This is a genomic window from Curtobacterium sp. L1-20 (assembly GCF_048755855.1).
In the GTDB taxonomy this organism is placed as follows: Bacteria; Actinomycetota; Actinomycetes; order Actinomycetales; family Microbacteriaceae; genus Curtobacterium.
Genome location: NZ_CP151473.1, coordinates 2,658,777 through 2,675,861, shown reverse-complemented (window position 1 = coordinate 2,675,861; position 17,085 = coordinate 2,658,777). Strand labels below are relative to the sequence as shown.

Below are 17,085 nucleotides of genomic sequence, written 5' to 3'. Positions count from 1 at the left end.
AGCCCGCACGCTGGGACCGACGCGACATCGTCGTCGTCGTACGACCTCGGCGGTGTCGTTGGTGCGCGCGCGCAACCGTTGCGCGCGCGTGGCTGCGACATGGTCGTCGTCGTACGACGTCGACGATGTCGTTCCGAGTCGGGCCCGCGGACGCAGCCCGCCGCGCCGCCGCAGCCCCACAGCGCCCTACGGCAGCGTCGGCGCCGCCTCCACCAGGGCCCGCGTCACCGGGTGCTGCGGCGCGTCGAGCAGTGACACCGGCCCGTGCTCCACGACGCGGCCGTCGGCCATCACCGCCACGGTGTCGCACAGCCGCTGCACCACGCCGATGTCGTGCGACACGAGCACCAGCGTCAGCCCGAGGTCGTCGGCGAGCGACCGGAACAGGTCGATCACGCGGGCCCGCACCACCACGTCGAGAGCGCTCATCGGCTCGTCCCCGAACAGGATCCGCGGCGAGTGCACGACTGCCCGCGCGATCGCGATCCGCTGCCGCTGTCCGCCGGAGAACTCGTGCGGGTACCGCTCCGCTGCGTCGGCGGGCAGGTCGACGCGCTCGAGCACCTCGCGGACGAGGTCGCGGTGCACGCCGGGCACCCGCAGGGCTCGGAGGGGCTCGGCGACGATCGCGCCGACCCGCATCCGTGGGTCGAGCGACGCGTAGGGGTCCTGGAACACCACCCCGGTCTCGCGACGGAACCAGCGCGTCGCGGCCGCGGACCCGGACGCGACCACCGGACGACCGGATGCCGACACGGTGCCGGCGGACGGTGCCTCCAGGCCGGCGAGCAGCCGCACCAGGGTCGACTTGCCGGACCCGGACTCGCCGACGATCCCGAGCCGCGCGCCGGGCGCGACCGTCAGGTCGACGCCGTCGACGGCGGTGCGGACGGGACCCGGCTCGAAGGGTCCGCGGCGGGGGAGCCGGTAGGTGCGGTGGAGCCCGCTCCCCTCGAGGACGGCGGTCACGACGCACCCCCGGTCCGGCGCGCGGTCGCACGGGCGGCCTCGACCAGAGCGACCGTCGCGGGGTGCTGCGGCGCTGCGAGGAGCGACGCCACCGACCCCTGCTCGACGACCCGGCCCGCATCGAGCACGACGGCGCTGTCGGCGATCCGGGCGAGCACGGCCAGGTCGTGCGTCACGAAGACCATCCCCGCCGGGAGGCCCTCGAACAGCTCGAGGATGCGCGCCTCGGTCGTGACGTCGAGCGCCGTGGTCGGTTCGTCGGCGACGAGGTACGACGGCTCGCCGGCCATCGCCATCGCGATGCAGATCCGCTGCCGCTGACCGCCGGACAGCTGGTGGGGGTACTGCCGCAGGAGCGACGCCGGGTCGGGCAGCCCCACGGACCCCGCGAGGGTGACGGCGGCCGCGGTCGCCGCGCGTCGGTCCAGTCCGCGGTGCATCCGGAGCGGTTCAGCGACCTGCGCGCCGACGCGCCGCAGGGGGTCGAGGGCGGTGCCCGGCTCCTGGAACACCATCGCGATGCCGGACCCGCGGTGCCGCGCGCGCTCCCGGTCCGGCAGCCCGACGAGCTCGGTGCCGTCCAGCCGGATGCTCCCGGCGACGTCCGCGCCGCTCGGCTCCAACCCCATCAGGGTCAACGAGGTCATCGACTTGCCGGATCCGCTCGCGCCGATGACGCCGACCCGACGGCCGGGAGGCACGGTGAACGTCACGTCGTCGAGGATCGTCCGACGGTCGATGCGGACCGTCAGGCCGCGCACCTCGAGACCGGTCGCTGCGGTCATGCGGTCACCCCCGTGCTCGGTGTGGCCGGGTCGTCGGCGCCGGCGCCGGCGCGCTCGTCGCTGCGTCCGCCGCGGCGCTCGTCGCCTCCGCGGGAACCGGAGGCACGATCGCCGGTGGTCAGGCGCGGGTCCGACGCGTCCCGCACGGCGTCGCCGAGCAGGGACAGCGCGGCGACCACGAGGGCGATGGCGGCACCCGGCCAGGTCGCGCTCCACGGGTGCACGCCGATGTACGTCTGCAGGTCGGAGAGCAGACTGCCCCACGACGCCGTGTCCGAGCCGGCGCCGTAGCCGAGGTAGGACAGACCCGCCTCGGCGAGGACCGCCGTCGCCATCGCCAGGGACAGCTGGACGGTGAAGAGCGGTGCGGCGTTCGGCACGAGGTGCCGGAAGAGCACGCCGGCCCCGCCGACGCCGGACGCCCGCGCCGCGGTGACGTAGTCGCTCCGGGCGATGCGCCGGATCTCGCCGCGTGCGACCCGCGCGATGGTGACACCGAACGACAGGCCGACGCTGACGACGACGACACCGAGCGACCCGCCTGCGATCGCGGTGAGGAGCATCGCCGTGAGCAGGGTCGGGAACGCCACGAGGATGTCGAGCAGCACGGCCGTGCCCTCGCGGACCCAACGCGCGGTGAGCGAACCGACGGCGGTCAGGACGATGCCGACGACGCTCGCGATCACGCCGGAGCCGACCGCGACGAGCACGGTGGTGCGGGTGCCGGCGAGCAGGTAGCTCGCGATGTCCCGTCCGGCGGCGTCGGTGCCGAACCAGTGCGCGGCGCCCGGCGCCTCCCACTGGTGGAACGGATCGGCGCGGAACGGGTCCTGCGGCGTCCAGACGAGCGAGACCGCGGCGAGGACGAGGAGCAGACCGAGGACGACGACGGCGAAGGCACCGGTGGGACGGGCGAGGACACGGCGGATCACTCGGACACCTCCCGCTGGCGGGGGTCGAGCGCACGGTGGACGACGTCGACCGCGAAGCCGACGAGCAGCACCAGGCCGGTGAGCACGAGCAGCTCGGACTGCACCTTGGTGATGTCACGGCGACCGACGTCGGTGACGAGCATGCGTCCGACACCGGGGAGGGAGAACAGCTGCTCGACGACGACGGCCCCGACGAGCAGTCCGGCGATCTGGACCCCGAGGACGGCCAGCACGGTGAGCGCCACCGAGGGCAGGCCGTGCCGGAGCAGCGCCTGCGTTCGGGTCAGGCCGATGGCCGCGGCGGTGCGGACGTGGTCGGCGTCGAGGACCCCGAGGGTGGCGGACCGGGTGAACCGCAGGATCACGGCACCCTCGACGGCACCGATCGTCAGCGCCGGCAGGACGAGCGATGCGAACCCCCGCCCGGGTTCGTCCCATCCGTCGAGGGGGAAGCCCTGGGTGGGCAGCCAGTGCAGCGTCACCGCGAACAGCGCGACGAGGAGCATGCCCGCCCAGACGACCGGTACCGCGGCGACCGCCTGCGCGACGAAGCCGATCACGGCGCCGCCGGGACGACGCCGGAGGACGGCGGCGAGCACGCCGAGCGGCACCCCGATCACGAGCGCGGCCACCAGTGACATCGCGGCCAGGGGCAACGTCACCGACAGCTTCTGCGCGATCTCCGGGGCCACCTGGCCGTCGGTCACGAGCGAGCGTCCGAGGTCGCCGCGGACGACCCCGCCGATCCAGTCGAGGTACTGCACGACGACGGGCCGGTCGAGCCCCAGCTGCTGCCGGAGCTCGGCCACCTGCTCCGGGGACGACTGCGTGCCGGCGACGATCTGCGCGACGTCGCCCGGGAGGACCCGCAGGGTGGCGAAGATGATGATGCTCGCCACGAGCAGGCCGACGACGAGCAGCAGGAGCCGCCCGACCAGGAACCGGGTCACGACACCGATGCTACGGGAGCGGACGGCCTCACCCGACGGCGAGCTTCGACAGGTCGAGCCGGGAGTTGCCGCCGTCGTACGGGAACCCGGTGACGCCCTTCCGGATGGCGGTGATCTCCGTCGCGGTGTACAGCCACTCGCCGGCCGCGTCCTCGCTGACGATCCGCGCGGCCTGCTGGAGGTCCTTGACCTTCTCGGCCTCGGAGGTCGTCGCCACGGAGTCGGCGTAGAGGGACTGCACCTCGGGGTTGTCGTAGCCGAAGTAGTAGTCCGGGTTCGCCCAGTTGCCGAAGTCGCGGGCCTCGACGTGGTCGACGACCGACATGTCGAAGTCGCGCTGGCCGGACTTCGGCTTCTCGAAGACCTGCGAGAGCCAGGTCGCGAAGTCGACGCGCTTCACGGTGAGGGTGATGCCGACGTCGGCGAGCTGTGACTTCAGCACGTCGCCGATGGTCGTCGGGTAGACGTTCGCGTAGGTGAGCGTCAACCTGAGGTCCGTCGCACCCGCCGCGGACAGGAGCTTCTTCGCGTTGTCGGGGTCGTACGCGTCGATGTCGGTCAGGTCCTGGTAGCCGGGGTCGAGCTCCGGGATCGGACCGCCCTGCTCGACGCCGGTGCCGCCGATGGCCTTGATGAGCGCCTTCGGGTCGATGGCCTGCCGGATCGCCTGGCGGACCCGCTTGTCGGTGAACGGTGCCTTCGTGTCGTTGAAGGCGAGCGTGTACTTGTCGGTCGTCTTGCCGGTGTGCAGCGCGATGTCCTGGTTGCCCTGCAGCTGGCTCCGCAGGGTGCCGTCGACCGGGTTCAGGACGTCGAGGTCGCCGTTCGCCATCGCGTTGACGGCCGTCGAGGGGTCGGTGATGTAGCGGAAGACGATCTTCGCGACCTTGGCCTTCGGGCCCCAGTAGTCGGGGTTCCGCCGGAAGGTCAGGGAGTCGCCCTGCTTCCAGCTGGCGATCTCGTAGGGGCCGGTGCCGTTCGCGGAGTCGGAGAGGTCGTTGTCCGCCGCCTTCTCGAGGACCAGCCCGGCCCGCCCGGTGAGGTTCCACAGCAGGTCGGAGTCCGGCTTCGTCATGCGCAGGACGACGGTGTCGGCGGAGGGCGACGTGATGGACGCGACGTTCGCCAGCTTGGCCGAGTCGATCCAGGAGGCGTTCGCCTTGACCTGCTGCAGCGACCACACGACGTCGGCGGCGGTGACGTCCTTGCCGTCCTGGAACGTGGCACCCGTGCGCAGCGTGAAGGTGTAGGTGAGACCGTCCGACGAGACCTCGTGCTTCGACGCCAGGACGTCGCGGACGTCGCCCGTCGCCGTGCGCCCGACGAGGCCCTGGTAGACGTTGTCGATGAGCACCTGGTCGAGTGCCGCTCCGGACTGCGTGCGGATGTCGAGGCTGGTCGGCTCGAGCACCAGGCCGACGCGGACGGTGGCGTCGGGGCCGCCGTCCTGGTTCGACGATCCGGAGCAGCCGGTGAGCACGAGTGCCGACGCGACGGCGAGTGCCGAGGCGGCCAGTGCCGCGCGGCGGAGTCGGGAGGTGCTGCGGGGGAGGAGCGGACTCATGGGGTGTGGGTTCCTTCCGGGCGCGGGGCGGGTTCTGCACGCGCGCTCGCACGAGGGTACCGGCGCTCGGGGGCTCCCGGCGACGGTTCTTCGATCGGGTGCAACAATCCGTGGCGCTCCGCCCATGCCCGGATCGCCGACGCCAGTTCGAGGGGCGCCTGGTTCTGCACCGCGTGCCGTGCGGAGACGGTGACGATCTCGGCGTCCGGCAGGCGATCCGCGAACCCGGCGTGCAGCTTCGGCGAGACGTACCCGCGGTCCCCGCGCACGAGGAGGATCGGCACGTCGAGCGCCTCGAGGTCCGGCCACGCGTCGGCGAACCTGCCGACCGAGGCGGTGCGGCCCTCGGGCAGGTGCGGGAAGTGGTGTCGTCGGACGAGCCGGCCGTCCGCGCCGAGCCGTGTGGTGTGCCTGGCCTCGCGGAGGAGCACCGCGCGGTCGTCGCCGACGCGGGCCTCGACGGCGCGGTCGACGACCTGCTCCAGGGAGGCGAACGGCTCCTCGTCCTCGAGGGCCCGGGCGATGCGGTCGACGGCGCGCTGCGCGAAGTCCGGCGACATGTCGACGAGCACCAGACCGGTGACGCGCTCCGGAGCGGTGGCCGCCAGCCGCGCCGCCAGGATGGCGCCGAGGGAGTGTCCGACGACGATGCCAGGGGGGACCGCGAGCGCGTCGAGCGCGTCGAGCACGCCCGGCGCCGTGACGGCGGCCGCGTAGTCCGCGTCCGCGCGCCAGCCGGACCGACCGTGCCCGGGCAGGTCGACGGCGACGGCGGGCTCGCCGACGGCGAGCGCCGTCTGGTCGAAGCTGTGCGCGTCGATGCCGAGCCCGTGCAGGTAGGTGACCCGCGCCTCCCGGCCGTCCGCCGTGTCCCACCGGATGGCGGCGATCTCCTGCCCGGCCGCGGTGCGGACCACCTGCCTGGAGGCGCGCAGCGGCGCCGTCACGCCGCTCGCGCGGGCGAGGTCGGCGAGGTCCGCGAACTCGTCGTCGCCGTCGGCGACGTGGTCGGTGAGATCGGTGGTCACGGCGACGATCCTCGCACCCGTCGGACCCTTGGGTCTCTTAGGTAAGGCATGCCATACTCGAGGGGTGGCTGCCCGGTACCGTGTCTTCTCCGTCCGTGTGGCAGCCGTCACCCCGCTCACCCCCTCCTTCGTGCGGGTGACGCTGACCGGGGACGCCCTCGCCGAGTTCTCCTCGGTGGGCCTCGACCAGCGGATCAAGGTCGTGCTCCCGATCCCCGGCCACGGGTTCACCGACCTGCCCGACGGCGAGGACTGGTACGCCGCCTGGCGTGCCCTGCCGGACGCCGTCCGGAACCCGCTCCGCACCTACACCGTGCGGTCGTTCCGACCGGACGCGCGTGAGCTCGACATCGACTTCGTCGCGCACGGCGACACCGGCCCCGCGTCCCGGTGGGTCTCCTCGTGCCGCGTCGGCGAGGAACTCCGCATCGTCGGTCCGGCTGAGCCCTCGTCGCCGGCGGAGCTGCCCTCCGGCGCCGCCGAGTTCGACCCGGGTGACGCGCACCGCATCCTGCTCGCCGGTGACGAGACCGCCGCCCCCGCGATCTGCGCGATCCTCGAGGCGCTCGACGTCGCAACGGTCGGCCACGTCTTCATCGAGGTCCCGACCGACGCCGACCGTCTGCCGGTCACGGCGCCCGCCGGGGTCGAGGTCCGGTGGATCGCGCGGAACGGCGCCTCGCACGGCGTCCGGATGACCGACCAGGTGCACGCGTGGGCGTCGACCGTCGGCGCCGGGGCCGCTCGCGGTGCGGTCGCGGAGCTCGCCGAGGTGGACGTCGACGAGCAGGTGCTGTGGGACGTCCCGTCGGCCGAGCCGTCCCGACCCGTGTACGCGTGGATCGCGGGCGAGGCCGCGTGCGTGAAGGAACTGCGGCGCCACCTCGTCCGGGGCGTCGGGCTCGCCCGTGAGCAGGTCGCGTTCATGGGGTACTGGCGGCACGGCAAGGCCGAGCATTGAGCCGAGCCGCGGCGGGTGACGGTCTCGGCACCGTCCCGACCACCGCGCTCGGTGCCCGCGGGCTGACGCTCGCGTACGACGACCGCGTCGTCGTGTCCGACCTCGACGTCGACGTGCCCGACGGCGAGCTGACGGTCATCGTCGGCCCGAACGCCTGCGGCAAGTCGACGCTGCTGAAGGCGTTCGCGCGCACCCTGAAGCCGAGCGCCGGCACGGTGTTCCTCGACGGTGCCTCGATCGACTCGTACCGTCCGAAGGCCGTGGCACGGCGGGTCGGGATGCTGCCGCAGACGCCGCTCGCGCCGGACGGCATCACCGTCCGTGACCTCGTGTCCCGGGGACGCTTCCCGCACCAGGACCTGCTGCACCCGACCTCCGGCTCGGACCGTGTGGCCGTGCAGGCCGCACTGGAGCAGACCGAGACCGTCGCCCTCGCCGACCGGAGCGTCGACGAGCTGTCGGGCGGGCAGCGACAGCGGGTGTGGATCGCGATGGTCCTGGCGCAGGAGACGGACATCGTCCTGCTCGACGAACCCACGACGTTCCTGGACATCGCGCACCAGTACGACGTCCTCGAGCTGGCGTCGGCACTGCACGCGGCCGGGCGGACGGTCGTCGCCGTGCTGCACGACCTCAACCAGGCCGCCCGGTACGCCACGCACGTCATCGCCATGCGGGACGGGGCGGTCGTGGCCGCCGGGCCGCCGTCGGCGGTGGTGACGGCCGACCTCGTCGAGGACGTCTTCGGCCTGCCGTGCGTGGTGGTGGCGGACCCGGAGACGGGTACGCCCCTCGTCGTCCCTCGGCGCCGCGCGGCCTGAGCCCCGGGCGGGTGCGGGGCGGGCGCCGCGCGCTCGACGCTCTGCGCGCGACGCTGGTGGGCGAGTGGGTCAGCGGTAGTTGCCGTCCTCCAGGCCCGCTTCGACCTCGAACCGGTTCCGCAGCGGGTCGCGACCGGCCAGCGCGTAGACGACCGGCATGAGCATGCCGTACCGACGCCACTGCTCGACGTGCACCCGCTCGTGCCGAAGCACCCGGTCACCGTCGTTGTCACGCGTCAGGTACACCGACCCGACACAGGTGCCGCCGCGCCGGAACACCCACCGGGGCAGCCCCGTGCACACGACGAGCCCGTCGACCACCCGGACCCGCCCGGTGGACAGCGGCACGCCGACGGCCAGTCCGACCGCCGTCGCGAACGCCCACCCGGCGCGGGACACGGGGGAGTCGAGCAGGACGTTCCGCACCGCTACTCCGGGCGGCCGTACGTCTCGAGCAGGCGCAGCCAGATCTCGTTCATGGTCGGGTAGGCCGGCACGGCGTGCCAGAGGCGGTCGACCGGCACCTCGCCCACGACGGCGACGGTGGCGCCGTGCAGCATCTCGGCGACGTCCTGACCGACGAACGTGACGCCGACGACGACCTTCCGGTCCTCGTCGACGACCATCTTCGCCCGACCCGTGTAGCCGTCGGCCTGCAGCGCGGACCCGGCGACGGCTCCGAGGTCGTACTCGACGGCACGGACGTTCAGCCCCTGCTCGCGGGCCTTCGCCTCGGTCAGGCCGACGCTCGCGACCTCGGGGTCGGTGAAGGTGACCTGCGGCGAGGCGGCGTGGTCGGCGGTGGCGACGTGGGCGCCCCACGGCTCGGTGTGCAGCGGCGTTCCCTGGTACCGGGCCGCGATCGCCTCGCCGGCGGCACGGGCCTGGTACTTGCCCTGGTGGGTGAGCAGGACGCGGTGGTTGACGTCGCCCACGGCGTACAGCCAGTCGGTGCCGTGCACGAGCATGGTGTCGTCGACGTCGAGCCAGTCGCCCGCGGTCAGGCCGACGGTCTCGAGCCCGAGGTCACGCGTGTGGGCGGCGCGGCCGGTGGCGGCGAGCACCTCGCTCGTGATGACCGTGGTGCCGTCGTCGAGCTCCGTCGTGACGAGGCCGTGCTCGTCACGGTCGACACGGACCGGGTTCACGCCGGTGCGGACGTCGACGCCGAGCTCGCGCAGGGAGTCCGCGACGAGCTCACCGGCGAAGGGCTCCATGCCGCCGAGCAGACCGTGCCGGGCGACGAGGGTGACCTTCGCGCCGAGCGACGCCCACGCGGTCGTCAGCTCCGAGCCGGACACGCCGCCGCCGATCACGAGCAGGCTCTCGGGGACCTGCTGGGCGCTGGTGCCCTCGCGCGTGCCCCACGGCTTCGCCTCGGCGAGACCCGGCACCGGGGGCAGCGTGTGCAGGGAGCCGGTGACGACCGCCACGGCGGCGCGGGCCGTGTGCGTCTCGCCGTCGACCTCGATCGTCTTCGGGCCGGTGATGCGGGCGTGCCCGCGGATCAGGTCGATGCCGGCGGACTCGAGCCATGCGACCTGGCTGTCGTCCTTCCAGTCCGAGGTGAAGGAGGTGCGACGGGCGAGGACCCGGGCGGCGTCGAGCTCGCCGGTGACGGCCTGCTTCGCTCCGTCGAGCCGCTTCGCCGCGGCGAGGGCGTGGCCACTGCGCAGGAGCGCCTTCGAGGGCATGCACGCCCAGTACGAGCACTCGCCGCCGACGAGCTCGGCCTCCACGACGGCGACGCTGAGCCCCCGCTTCCCGGCGTAGTCCGCCACGTTCTCGCCGACTGCGCCGGCGCCGATCACGATGAGGTCGTAGTCCGTCATGGAGCCGAGCGTACGCGAGCCGGCACGGGGCGAGCCGAACGCGACGCGGACCGGATCAGGCGGCCCGCGAGGCGCTGGTGAGCGCCCCGACGGCGCGGAGGATCACGCCGAGGTCGTCGACGGCGCGGTCGGGGTCGACCGGGGCGAACCCGGTCAGTGCGGCCCCGACGAGGCGCCGACCGCGGGTCGCCGCCTGGATGCGCTCGACGAGCCCGGCGCCGTCGAGTCCGAACGGCACCGGCTCGAGCAGACCGTCCACCTCGGACGGGTCGAGGACGTCGAGGTCGACGTGCACGAACACGGCCTCGGCGCCGGTGGCGTCCACGGCGGCGGCGATGGCGTCCGGGGTGGCGGCGTCGACGTCGAGGTGCCCGACGCCCGCGCGGTCGAGGGCGTTCAGCTCGGACTCCTCGGCGCCGCGGATGCCCGCCAGCACGATCGAGGACGGCGGCAGGGTCGGGAGGGCGGGGAACAGGTCGTCCGGCCGGTCGACGAGGATGCGGAGCACCGCGGTCTCGGCGGCGACCGGCTGCGCGCGGTTCAGGGGGCGGAAGCCGCTCGACCCGGCGATGCGGACGAAGGCCGTGTCCGGCCCGAGCCCGGCCGTGGCCCCGAGGACGCTCGCGCCGTCGCCGCCGACGACGAGCACGGGTTCGCTGGCGACGGCGGTCTCCTCGGCGACGCGCTCGGCGACCGTCAGGACCGAGGTGTAGCGGGCGACGGCCGTCTCGAGGCGGTCACCGGCGCCGGCGGGCACGTCGACGACGGTGGTGGCCGCCCGCGGGAGGTCGGCCGCGATGGCCGATGCCCCGTCCCCGAGGCGCATCGCGCGCGACGACGCCGAACCCTGCCACTGACCGACCACGAGGAACTGCATCGTGTCAGTCTGTCAGCTGGGGTCCGGCGTCGTCAGGGAGCGCGTCAGATGCTGGGCGAGCCGCCGGACTTCAGGGCCGCGAGCCGGGCCTCGACCTCGGCGTCCTTGCCGACGTCCTCGAGGCTCTCGAACTGGGCGTCGAGGCTCGACGACTGCAGCTCCTGCTGGCCGAGGACCTTCGCTTCCTCGCGGCGGACCTTCTCCTCGAAGCGGCCGAGGTCGCTCGTCGGGTCGAGCACGTCGATGTTGCCGAGCGCGTCGTTGACCTTGGACTGTGCCTCGGCGGTCTTCGCGCGGGCGACGAGGTTGTCGCGCTTCGCCCGGAGCTCCTCGAGCTTCTGCTCCATCCCGGCGAGGCCGGTCTTGAGCTTCTCGACGGCCTCGTTCTGCGAGGCGAGGTTCGGCTCGGCGTCCTTGACCTCCTGCTCGGCGGCGATCTGCTTGCCGATGGCGATCTTGGCGAGGTTGTCGAACTTGTCGGCCTCGGCGGTCTTGCCCTCGGCGCGGTACTTGTCGGCGGCGCTCGAGGCGTTGGCGGCCTTCTGCCCCCACTCGACGGCGGCGCGCTTGTCCTCTTCGTGGTCCTGCTCGAGCAGACGGACGTTGCCGATCGTCTGCGCGATCGCCGTCTTCGCGTCGGCGATGTTGTTCGTGTAGTCGCGCACGAGCTGGTCGAGCATCTTCTGCGGGTCCTCGGCGTCGTCGATGAGCTGGTTGATGTTCGCCCGGACGAGGGTCGAGATGCGACCGAAGATCGTCTGCTTTGCCATTGCTGTTCCCTTTCCTGGGATGTGGGTGTTCCTGGGATCTGGATGGTCCGTGGTGGTCGCTGCCGGAGCGCGGTGGCGTCGCTGGTGGGACGGCGGTCAGAACCGGCCGCCGCCGGAGAAGCCGCCCCCGCCGCCGTCGCCGCCGCCGAAGCCGCCCCCGCCGCCGAAGCCCCCGCCGCCGAAGCCCCCGCCGTCGCCGCCGCCGAAGCCGCCGCCGCCGAAGCCGCCCCCGCCGAAGGAGCCGCCCCCGTAGCTGCCGCCCCGACCGCCGAGCAGGCCGCCGAGGACGAGGCCGGTGACGAGCCCGCCGAGCTGCGCGCCGTTGCCGTTGCCGTTGCCGCCGCCACCGAACCCGCCGCCGCCCCAGCCGCCCATGTCGTCGTTCGCGGCGTTTATCGCCGCGGCGGCGTACTGCTCGGCAGCACGGGCGGCCTGCAGCGCCTGACCGGGGTCGGTCGTGGCGAGCTGGACGGCGTCGTCGAGCGCGCGCTCGGCCTCGGACAGCCGGGTGCGCGCCGTCGGCCCGACCGCGCCGCGGTGCAGCGCGATGAACTCGCGCGCCTGGCTGATGCGGTTCCGCGCGTCGCGCAGGGCGTCGTCCAGCGCCCTGGACGCTCGCCGCCGCTGCTCCTCGGCGCCGCGGGCGGCGGCGATGGCCTGGTCGATGTCGGTGTTCGCCCCGGTGAGCGCGTCGACCGCCGCGATCGGGTCCTTCGGATCGAGGCCCTGGCGGAGCACCGTCTCGGCGCGGACGACCGCGGCGGAGAGCTCGGGGCTGCCCGTCAGGGAGCGTGCCGCGGCGACGTCGCCGGCGATGTCGGCCCGCATCGCCTCGGCGCGGGCGGTGGCCTCGGCGAAGGTCCGCTCGGCGGCGGTCGCCCCGGCGGTGAGCTGCTGGACCTGGGCGAGGGCGTGCTGCGCGTCGCGCACGGCCACGACAGCCTCGCCCTTGTCGCCGGCGGCGATCGCGGCGGTGGCCGCGTCGGACCGCTCGGTGGCGTAGGCGAGCACGTGCCGTGCCTGGTCGACGCTGTCCGCCACCGTGGCGAGGGTCCGTCCGGTGTACGCGGCGCGCACCCGTTGGAGGGCTGCGTCGGCGGCGCTGACCGAGGCGGGCGCGTCGGCCACGGCCCGGGTGAGGGCCGTTGCGGCGTCCTCGACGCCGTCCTCGAGCGAACGGAGCCGGTCGAAGGACTCGGTCTGCTCCTCGATCGCGGCGTGGGCCTGCTCGCAGATGGCGATGATCTGGTTCGCCCAGTCGGCGCGCTGCTGCGGACTGTCGGGGACCTCGTCGTCCAGCTGCTGCTGGAACGTGAAGGCCTTCCGGACCGCCCGCTGCGCTGCCGCGACGGCGTCGGCGAACGGCTGGGCCGCGTCCGCTCCGAACTGCGCGGTGGCGAAGCCGACCTCTTGTTCGGCGGTCCGGAGCTCGTCGTCGATGGTGACCAGCGCCCCGCCCGCGGTGCGCTCGAGGTCGCGGAGGGACGCCTCCTGCGCTGCCGCCGCGGCGGCCGTGCGGCGCTTGTTCCGCCCGCGGAGGACGAGGACGACGACGATGCCGGCGACGACGATGACGGCGAGCAGGATCCAGAGCCACGTCAGGTCCGGCGGCGCCTGCGTGGCGGCCAGCCCGTTCGCGAAGGCGAGTGCGGCGCCCGACCAGTCGTCCTGCTTGAGCGCGGGCAGGAGGTCACGGTCGACCGCCGACGCGACGTCCGACTCCGAGATGTCGGTGACGTTCGTCTGCTGGACGTCGTAGTCGCGGTCGTCGACGGCCACGGAGAGCAGGATCGAGTCGCGGTCGATCTGGTTGCGCTGCATCGTGGCCGTGCCCCAAGCGGTGTGGTCCGAGGGCTCCGAGAAGGTGGGGACGAAGACGACGTAGAGCTGCGTCTGCGTCGACGAGTAGAGGTCCTGCACGGCGGACTCGACGCGGGACTGCTGCGAGGACGTCAGGACGTTCGCTTCGTCGAGCACGTAGGCACCACCGAGGTCGACCGGGGCGGTGGCACGGGCCGTCGCCGCCGGAGCGAGGACGAGGAGCACGGCGACCAGTGCCGCGGCCACCCGGCCGACCAGGCGCGCTGTCCCCCTGTCCGCCGTCGTCCTGCTCGTGGTCGATCCGCCCTGGACCGCTCGCATCCGTCCTCCGTCCGTCGCCGGTCGACCGCCCCGGGGACCCCCGGAACCGCGCCCCGGAGCGCTGTTGCCCGGAGTCTATCCAGGCGACGCAGTGCTCGGGCAGAGTGTGGACGAACCCCTGTCGAACACCCCTCCCGCGCAGGAGTTGTCCCCCGGACCGGGGTATGGTGGGGGACGCGTTCGACGACGAACGAGACAGGGGAACAGCAATGGAGCGAACAACCAGCACCGAGGTCGTCCCACTCGAGGACGGCTACCACCGCGTGTCGACACCCGCCAGCGGCGTCATCGGCTTCGTGCGCGAGCACAACGGCCGGTACGAGGTCCTCCGCGGCCGTGTCCGCCAGGCCACCCGGTCCGAGGGGCTCTACAGCACGATGAACGTCGCGCTCATCGCGCTCACGCACGCCTGATCCGCCCTCCTCGCGCGCGCCGACCGTAGGCTCGCCGCGTGAGTCTCCCGCGCCTCCCGCACGTCGTCCTGACGCTCGCCCCCACGGGGGCGTCCAGGGCGGACGATCGGGAGGCGCTGCTCACGGCGGTCGCGTCGGCCCTCGCCGTCGACCGCTCCGCCGTGCGCGCGGGGCGCGTCTGCCCGCACTGCGGCGACACCGCGCACGGCCGTCCCTGGGCGCGGATCGACGGCTCCGCCGTCGGGGTGAGCCTGGCCCGTACCGGTGGGACCCTCGCGCTGGCGGTCGGCCCGGAGGCCGTGGGTGTCGACGTCGAGCGGGTGTCCCGGGTCGCTGCGGCACCGCTCGACGCCTTCACGTCCGGCGAGCGGGACCGGGCCGCCGGTGACGTGCGGGTGCTCGCCGCCTGTTGGGCGGCGAAGGAGGCGGTCCTCAAGCGTGACGGCCGCGGACTCCGTGTGGACCCGACGGCCGTCGACGTGGACGTGAACCGCGGGACGGCGCTGTTCGACGGGGTGGCGCACCCCCTGGCGCTGTTCCGACCCGAGCGGGACCTCGTCGTCGCGGTCGCGACCGGTGGCCTGCCCGTCGTCCTGACGTCGGTGCGCGAGGACGGGGTCAGCGGGGGAGCGTGAGCACCTCGGCGCCGTCCTCGGTGACGGCGATGGTGTGTTCGGTGTGCGCCGTCCGTGCGCCGGTCGCACTGCGGAGGGTCCATCCGTCGGGGTCCGCGACGAGGACGTCGGTGTCCGCCATCACCCACGGCTCGAGCGCGAGCAGGAGTCCGGGGCGCAGCGTGTAGCCGCGTCCGGGGCGTCCGGTGTTCGACACGTGCGGGTCCTGGTGCATCGTCGACCCGATCCCGTGGCCGCCGAACTCCACGTTGACCGGGTAGCCGGCGTCGTGCAGCACCGTTCCGATCGCGTGCGACAGGTCGCCGGTCTTCACGCCTGGGCCGGCGACCGCGATCGCGGCGGCGAGGGCGCGCTCGGTGGCCTCGATGAGCGCGGTGTCCGCCGGGTCCGGTGTGCCCACCACGAAGCTGATCGCGGCGTCGGCGGCGATGCCGTCGAGCGTCACGGCGAGGTCGAGCGTCAGGAGGTCGCCGTCGGCGAGCGCCCGGTCGTGGGGGAGGCCGTGCAGCACCGCGTCGTTCACTGCGGTGCAGATGTGGTGGCCGAAGGGTCCCCGCCCGAACGACGGGGCGTAGTCGACGTAGCAGGACTCGGCGCCGGCGTCCTCGATCATCGCCTTCGCCCAGCGGTCGAGCTCGAGCAGGTTCGTACCGACCCGACTCCGGTCGCGCAGGGTCTGCAGGATGGTGCCGACGAGGGCGCCGGTCGCGCGGGCCTTCGTCACGTCAGCAGGGGTGAGGATCTCGATCATGGGATGATCGTACCGGTATTGTTCTGCCGGTACTATCATCGGGACCATGGTCAGACTCCCGCTCCGCCCCGACGAGGTCGCCCGCGGGCGCCGCCTCGGGGCCCTGCTCCGGCGAGCGCGTGGCCCGCGGTCCATCCTCGACACGGCACTCGCGGCCGGTGTCTCGCCCGAGACGCTGCGGAAGATCGAGACGGGCCGCATCGCGACGCCGGCGTTCGCGACCATCGCCTCGGTCGCCGGCGTGGTCGGGCTGTCGCTCGACGCCGTCTGGGACGAGGTCAGCTGCGCACCCGACCTCGCCGACTCAGCGGGCTGAGGGGCCGGCGGGCAGCGGCGGCACGCCCGGTTCATCGATCCACGGCGCGGTCACCGCGCGGACGGCCTCGACGCTCGTGCCCGCGGCACCGGCGAACGCGTCCAGCACGTCATCCGGCCGGACCGATCCGTGCTGGTGCCGTCCGGTCACCGTGCGCAGCCCGGCGAAGAAGGCGTCGTCCCCGACGGTCCGCCGGACCGCGTGCAGGGCGAGTGCCCCGCGCTTGTAGACGCGGTCGTCGAACATGTCCGCCGCGCCGGGGTCGGCCACGACGAGGTCCTGCCGGTGCCCGAGCAGCCCCTGGCGGTACCGGTCGGCGAGGACGTCGGCCGTGTCGCCGCCGCGGTGCTCCGACCACAGCCACTCGGCGTAGCAGGCGAAGCCCTCGTGCAGCCAGATGTCCCGCCACCGCGTGACCGTCACCGAGTTGCCGAACCACTGGTGGGCGAGCTCGTGTGCGATCAACCGGTCCGTGCCGTGCTCGCCGTCGACGTGGTTCCGGCCGAACACGGCGAGCCCGTGCGCCTCGAGGGGGATCTCGAGCTCGTCGTCGGTCACCACGACGCCGTACGCGGCGAACGGGTACGGGCCGAAGCGGTCGGCGTAGAGCGCGAGCATGTCCGGCACCTGCCCGAAGTCGGTCCTGGCGGCGCTCGCGAGGCCGGCGGGGTGGTGCAGGGTGACCGGGACGAGCGAGCCCCGGAGCTTCGTCGTCCGGTAGCGACCGATCTGCACGGTCGCCAGGTACGTGGCCATCGGTTCGGTCGTGGCGTAGGTCCAGGTCGTGCCGGCCCTGGCACGCTCCCTGCCGAGCAGGTCCCCGTTCGCCACGACGTCGTACGCGGCCTCGGCGGTGATCTCGAACCGGTAGGTGGCCTTGTCGTCCGGACGGTCGTTGCACGGGAACCAGGACGGCGCCCCGGTGGGCTGCGCCGCGACGATCACGCCGTCGGTCAGTTCCTCCCACCCGATCTGGCCCCACGGGCTGCGGAGCGGGTGCGGTGTGCCGTGGTACCGGACGTGGACGGTGAACTCGGTCCCCGCCGCGATCGGCGCGGCCGGGGTCACGGTGGTCTTGTGCGTCCCCGTGGAGGCCTTCCGCGCGCGGGTCCCGTCGACGTCCACCCGGTCGACGGTCAGCCCGTGCAGGTCGAGCACGATGCGGTCCAGGTCCTCGACCGCGTGGCCGGTGACCGTGGCGGTGGCGTCGAGCCGGTTCGTCGCCACCCGGTACCCGAGCCGGAGGTCGTAGTGACGTGCGCTCCACCGACGGTCGCCGCTGTGCGGTGTGTACGGGTCGGCGTCCGGGTTCGACGTCACGGCGTTGGTCGGCTTCACG

The 17,085-nt window shown here is 73.6% G+C and carries 18 protein-coding genes; 5 read left to right on the top strand and 13 right to left on the bottom strand.

The genetic code is table 11. The annotated features are described in order from the left end of the window. Nucleotides 1-186: 186 nt before the first annotated feature. From AAEP86_RS14080 to AAEP86_RS14055, 6 genes are read right to left on the bottom strand one after another with little or no spacing between them, the layout of a single operon-like run. Nucleotides 187-969 carry an ABC transporter ATP-binding protein gene (locus AAEP86_RS14080; protein WP_420367935.1) on the bottom strand — a complete coding sequence of 261 codons (783 nt, stop codon included), beginning with the start codon at nucleotides 967-969 and terminating at the stop codon, nucleotides 187-189. Then, complete coding sequence (locus AAEP86_RS14075; RefSeq protein WP_420367934.1) at nucleotides 966-1,754, bottom strand: ABC transporter ATP-binding protein; 789 nt, start codon at nucleotides 1,752-1,754, stop codon at nucleotides 966-968. The genes AAEP86_RS14080 and AAEP86_RS14075 overlap by 4 nt, the downstream gene beginning before the upstream one ends. Further along, the gene (locus AAEP86_RS14070) at nucleotides 1,751-2,686 is read right to left on the bottom strand and encodes an ABC transporter permease (protein ID WP_420367933.1); all 936 of its coding nucleotides are present in this window, start codon (nucleotides 2,684-2,686) and stop codon (nucleotides 1,751-1,753) included. Before AAEP86_RS14070 ends, AAEP86_RS14075 begins: the two co-directional genes overlap by 4 nt. Beyond that, nucleotides 2,683-3,636, bottom strand: a complete 954-nt coding sequence (locus AAEP86_RS14065) for an ABC transporter permease (protein WP_420367932.1) — start codon at nucleotides 3,634-3,636, stop codon at nucleotides 2,683-2,685. Before AAEP86_RS14065 ends, AAEP86_RS14070 begins: the two co-directional genes overlap by 4 nt. 28 nt (nucleotides 3,637-3,664) lie before the next feature. Then, on the bottom strand, nucleotides 3,665-5,200 hold the full coding sequence (locus AAEP86_RS14060) for an ABC transporter substrate-binding protein (protein ID WP_420367931.1): 1,536 nt from the start codon (nucleotides 5,198-5,200) through the stop codon (nucleotides 3,665-3,667). Then, nucleotides 5,197-6,228 carry an alpha/beta fold hydrolase gene (locus tag AAEP86_RS14055; RefSeq protein WP_420367930.1) on the bottom strand — a complete coding sequence of 344 codons (1,032 nt, stop codon included), beginning with the start codon at nucleotides 6,226-6,228 and terminating at the stop codon, nucleotides 5,197-5,199. The genes AAEP86_RS14060 and AAEP86_RS14055 overlap by 4 nt, the downstream gene beginning before the upstream one ends. 64 nt (nucleotides 6,229-6,292) lie before the next feature. On the opposite strand from AAEP86_RS14055, the gene AAEP86_RS14050 reads away from it, so the two are divergent. Further along, on the top strand, nucleotides 6,293-7,189 hold the full coding sequence (locus AAEP86_RS14050) for a siderophore-interacting protein (RefSeq protein ID WP_420367929.1): 897 nt from the start codon (nucleotides 6,293-6,295) through the stop codon (nucleotides 7,187-7,189). Continuing rightward, on the top strand, nucleotides 7,186-8,010 hold the full coding sequence (locus tag AAEP86_RS14045; RefSeq protein ID WP_420367928.1) for an ABC transporter ATP-binding protein: 825 nt from the start codon (nucleotides 7,186-7,188) through the stop codon (nucleotides 8,008-8,010). The genes AAEP86_RS14050 and AAEP86_RS14045 overlap by 4 nt, the downstream gene beginning before the upstream one ends. Before the next feature lie 69 nt (nucleotides 8,011-8,079). Here the strand turns inward: AAEP86_RS14045 and AAEP86_RS14040 are convergent, their stop codons facing one another. The 5 genes from AAEP86_RS14040 to AAEP86_RS14020 all read right to left on the bottom strand — a co-directional run bounded on the left by AAEP86_RS14040 (nucleotide 8,080) and on the right by AAEP86_RS14020 (nucleotide 13,631). Continuing rightward, nucleotides 8,080-8,436, bottom strand: coding sequence for a Fe-S oxidoreductase (locus AAEP86_RS14040; protein WP_420367927.1), 357 nt, complete (start codon nucleotides 8,434-8,436; stop codon nucleotides 8,080-8,082). 2 nt (nucleotides 8,437-8,438) lie between these two features. Continuing rightward, nucleotides 8,439-9,842 (bottom strand): dihydrolipoyl dehydrogenase family protein, encoded by a 1,404-nt coding sequence (locus AAEP86_RS14035; protein ID WP_420367926.1) that lies wholly within the window; start codon nucleotides 9,840-9,842, stop codon nucleotides 8,439-8,441. Nucleotides 9,843-9,897: 55 nt separating this feature from the next. Continuing rightward, nucleotides 9,898-10,719: an arginase family protein gene (locus AAEP86_RS14030; RefSeq protein ID WP_420367925.1), complete on the bottom strand. Its 822-nt coding sequence runs from the start codon at nucleotides 10,717-10,719 to the stop codon at nucleotides 9,898-9,900. Nucleotides 10,720-10,763: 44 nt separating this feature from the next. Continuing rightward, nucleotides 10,764-11,489, bottom strand: a complete 726-nt coding sequence (locus AAEP86_RS14025) for a PspA/IM30 family protein (RefSeq protein WP_420367924.1) — start codon at nucleotides 11,487-11,489, stop codon at nucleotides 10,764-10,766. A 96-nt stretch (nucleotides 11,490-11,585) separates the two neighbouring features. Continuing rightward, entirely contained in the window at nucleotides 11,586-13,631 is a 2,046-nt protein-coding gene (locus AAEP86_RS14020) for a TPM domain-containing protein (protein WP_420367923.1), read from the bottom strand. Nucleotides 13,632-13,840: 209 nt separating this feature from the next. Here AAEP86_RS14020 and AAEP86_RS14015 point away from each other — a divergent pair, with 209 nt between their 5' ends. Then, nucleotides 13,841-14,044 (top strand): hypothetical protein, encoded by a 204-nt coding sequence (locus tag AAEP86_RS14015; RefSeq protein WP_071291810.1) that lies wholly within the window; start codon nucleotides 13,841-13,843, stop codon nucleotides 14,042-14,044. A gap of 38 nt (nucleotides 14,045-14,082) precedes the next feature. Continuing rightward, nucleotides 14,083-14,679, top strand: coding sequence for a 4'-phosphopantetheinyl transferase family protein (locus AAEP86_RS14010; RefSeq protein WP_420367922.1), 597 nt, complete (start codon nucleotides 14,083-14,085; stop codon nucleotides 14,677-14,679). Here AAEP86_RS14010 and map read toward each other — a convergent pair. Further along, nucleotides 14,663-15,430, bottom strand: coding sequence for a type I methionyl aminopeptidase (gene map / locus AAEP86_RS14005; RefSeq protein ID WP_420367921.1), 768 nt, complete (start codon nucleotides 15,428-15,430; stop codon nucleotides 14,663-14,665). The genes AAEP86_RS14010 and map overlap by 17 nt on opposite strands. A 46-nt stretch (nucleotides 15,431-15,476) precedes the next feature. On the opposite strand from map, the gene AAEP86_RS14000 reads away from it, so the two are divergent. Further along, on the top strand, nucleotides 15,477-15,746 hold the full coding sequence (locus tag AAEP86_RS14000) for a helix-turn-helix domain-containing protein (protein WP_420367920.1): 270 nt from the start codon (nucleotides 15,477-15,479) through the stop codon (nucleotides 15,744-15,746). Here AAEP86_RS14000 and AAEP86_RS13995 read toward each other — a convergent pair. After that, nucleotides 15,735-17,084, bottom strand: coding sequence for a M1 family metallopeptidase (locus AAEP86_RS13995; RefSeq protein ID WP_420367919.1), 1,350 nt, complete (start codon nucleotides 17,082-17,084; stop codon nucleotides 15,735-15,737). The two genes, AAEP86_RS14000 and AAEP86_RS13995, sit on opposite strands and share 12 nt — an antisense overlap. Between the last annotated feature and the right edge of the window lies 1 nt (nucleotide 17,085).

Coding starts and splice junctions, on each gene's coding strand:
- AAEP86_RS14075 (WP_420367934.1), bottom strand. CDS start 1,754: ATGACCGCAGCGACCGGTCTCGAGGTGCGCGGCCTGACGGTCCGCATC.
- AAEP86_RS14060 (WP_420367931.1), bottom strand. CDS start 5,200: ATGAGTCCGCTCCTCCCCCGCAGCACCTCCCGACTCCGCCGCGCGGCA.
- AAEP86_RS14035 (WP_420367926.1), bottom strand. CDS start 9,842: ATGACGGACTACGACCTCATCGTGATCGGCGCCGGCGCAGTCGGCGAG.
- AAEP86_RS14030 (WP_420367925.1), bottom strand. CDS start 10,719: ATGCAGTTCCTCGTGGTCGGTCAGTGGCAGGGTTCGGCGTCGTCGCGC.
- AAEP86_RS14025 (WP_420367924.1), bottom strand. CDS start 11,489: ATGGCAAAGCAGACGATCTTCGGTCGCATCTCGACCCTCGTCCGGGCG.
- AAEP86_RS14020 (WP_420367923.1), bottom strand. CDS start 13,631: ATGCGAGCGGTCCAGGGCGGATCGACCACGAGCAGGACGACGGCGGAC.
- AAEP86_RS14015 (WP_071291810.1), top strand. CDS start 13,841: ATGGAGCGAACAACCAGCACCGAGGTCGTCCCACTCGAGGACGGCTAC.
- map (WP_420367921.1), bottom strand. CDS start 15,430: ATGATCGAGATCCTCACCCCTGCTGACGTGACGAAGGCCCGCGCGACC.
- AAEP86_RS14000 (WP_420367920.1), top strand. CDS start 15,477: ATGGTCAGACTCCCGCTCCGCCCCGACGAGGTCGCCCGCGGGCGCCGC.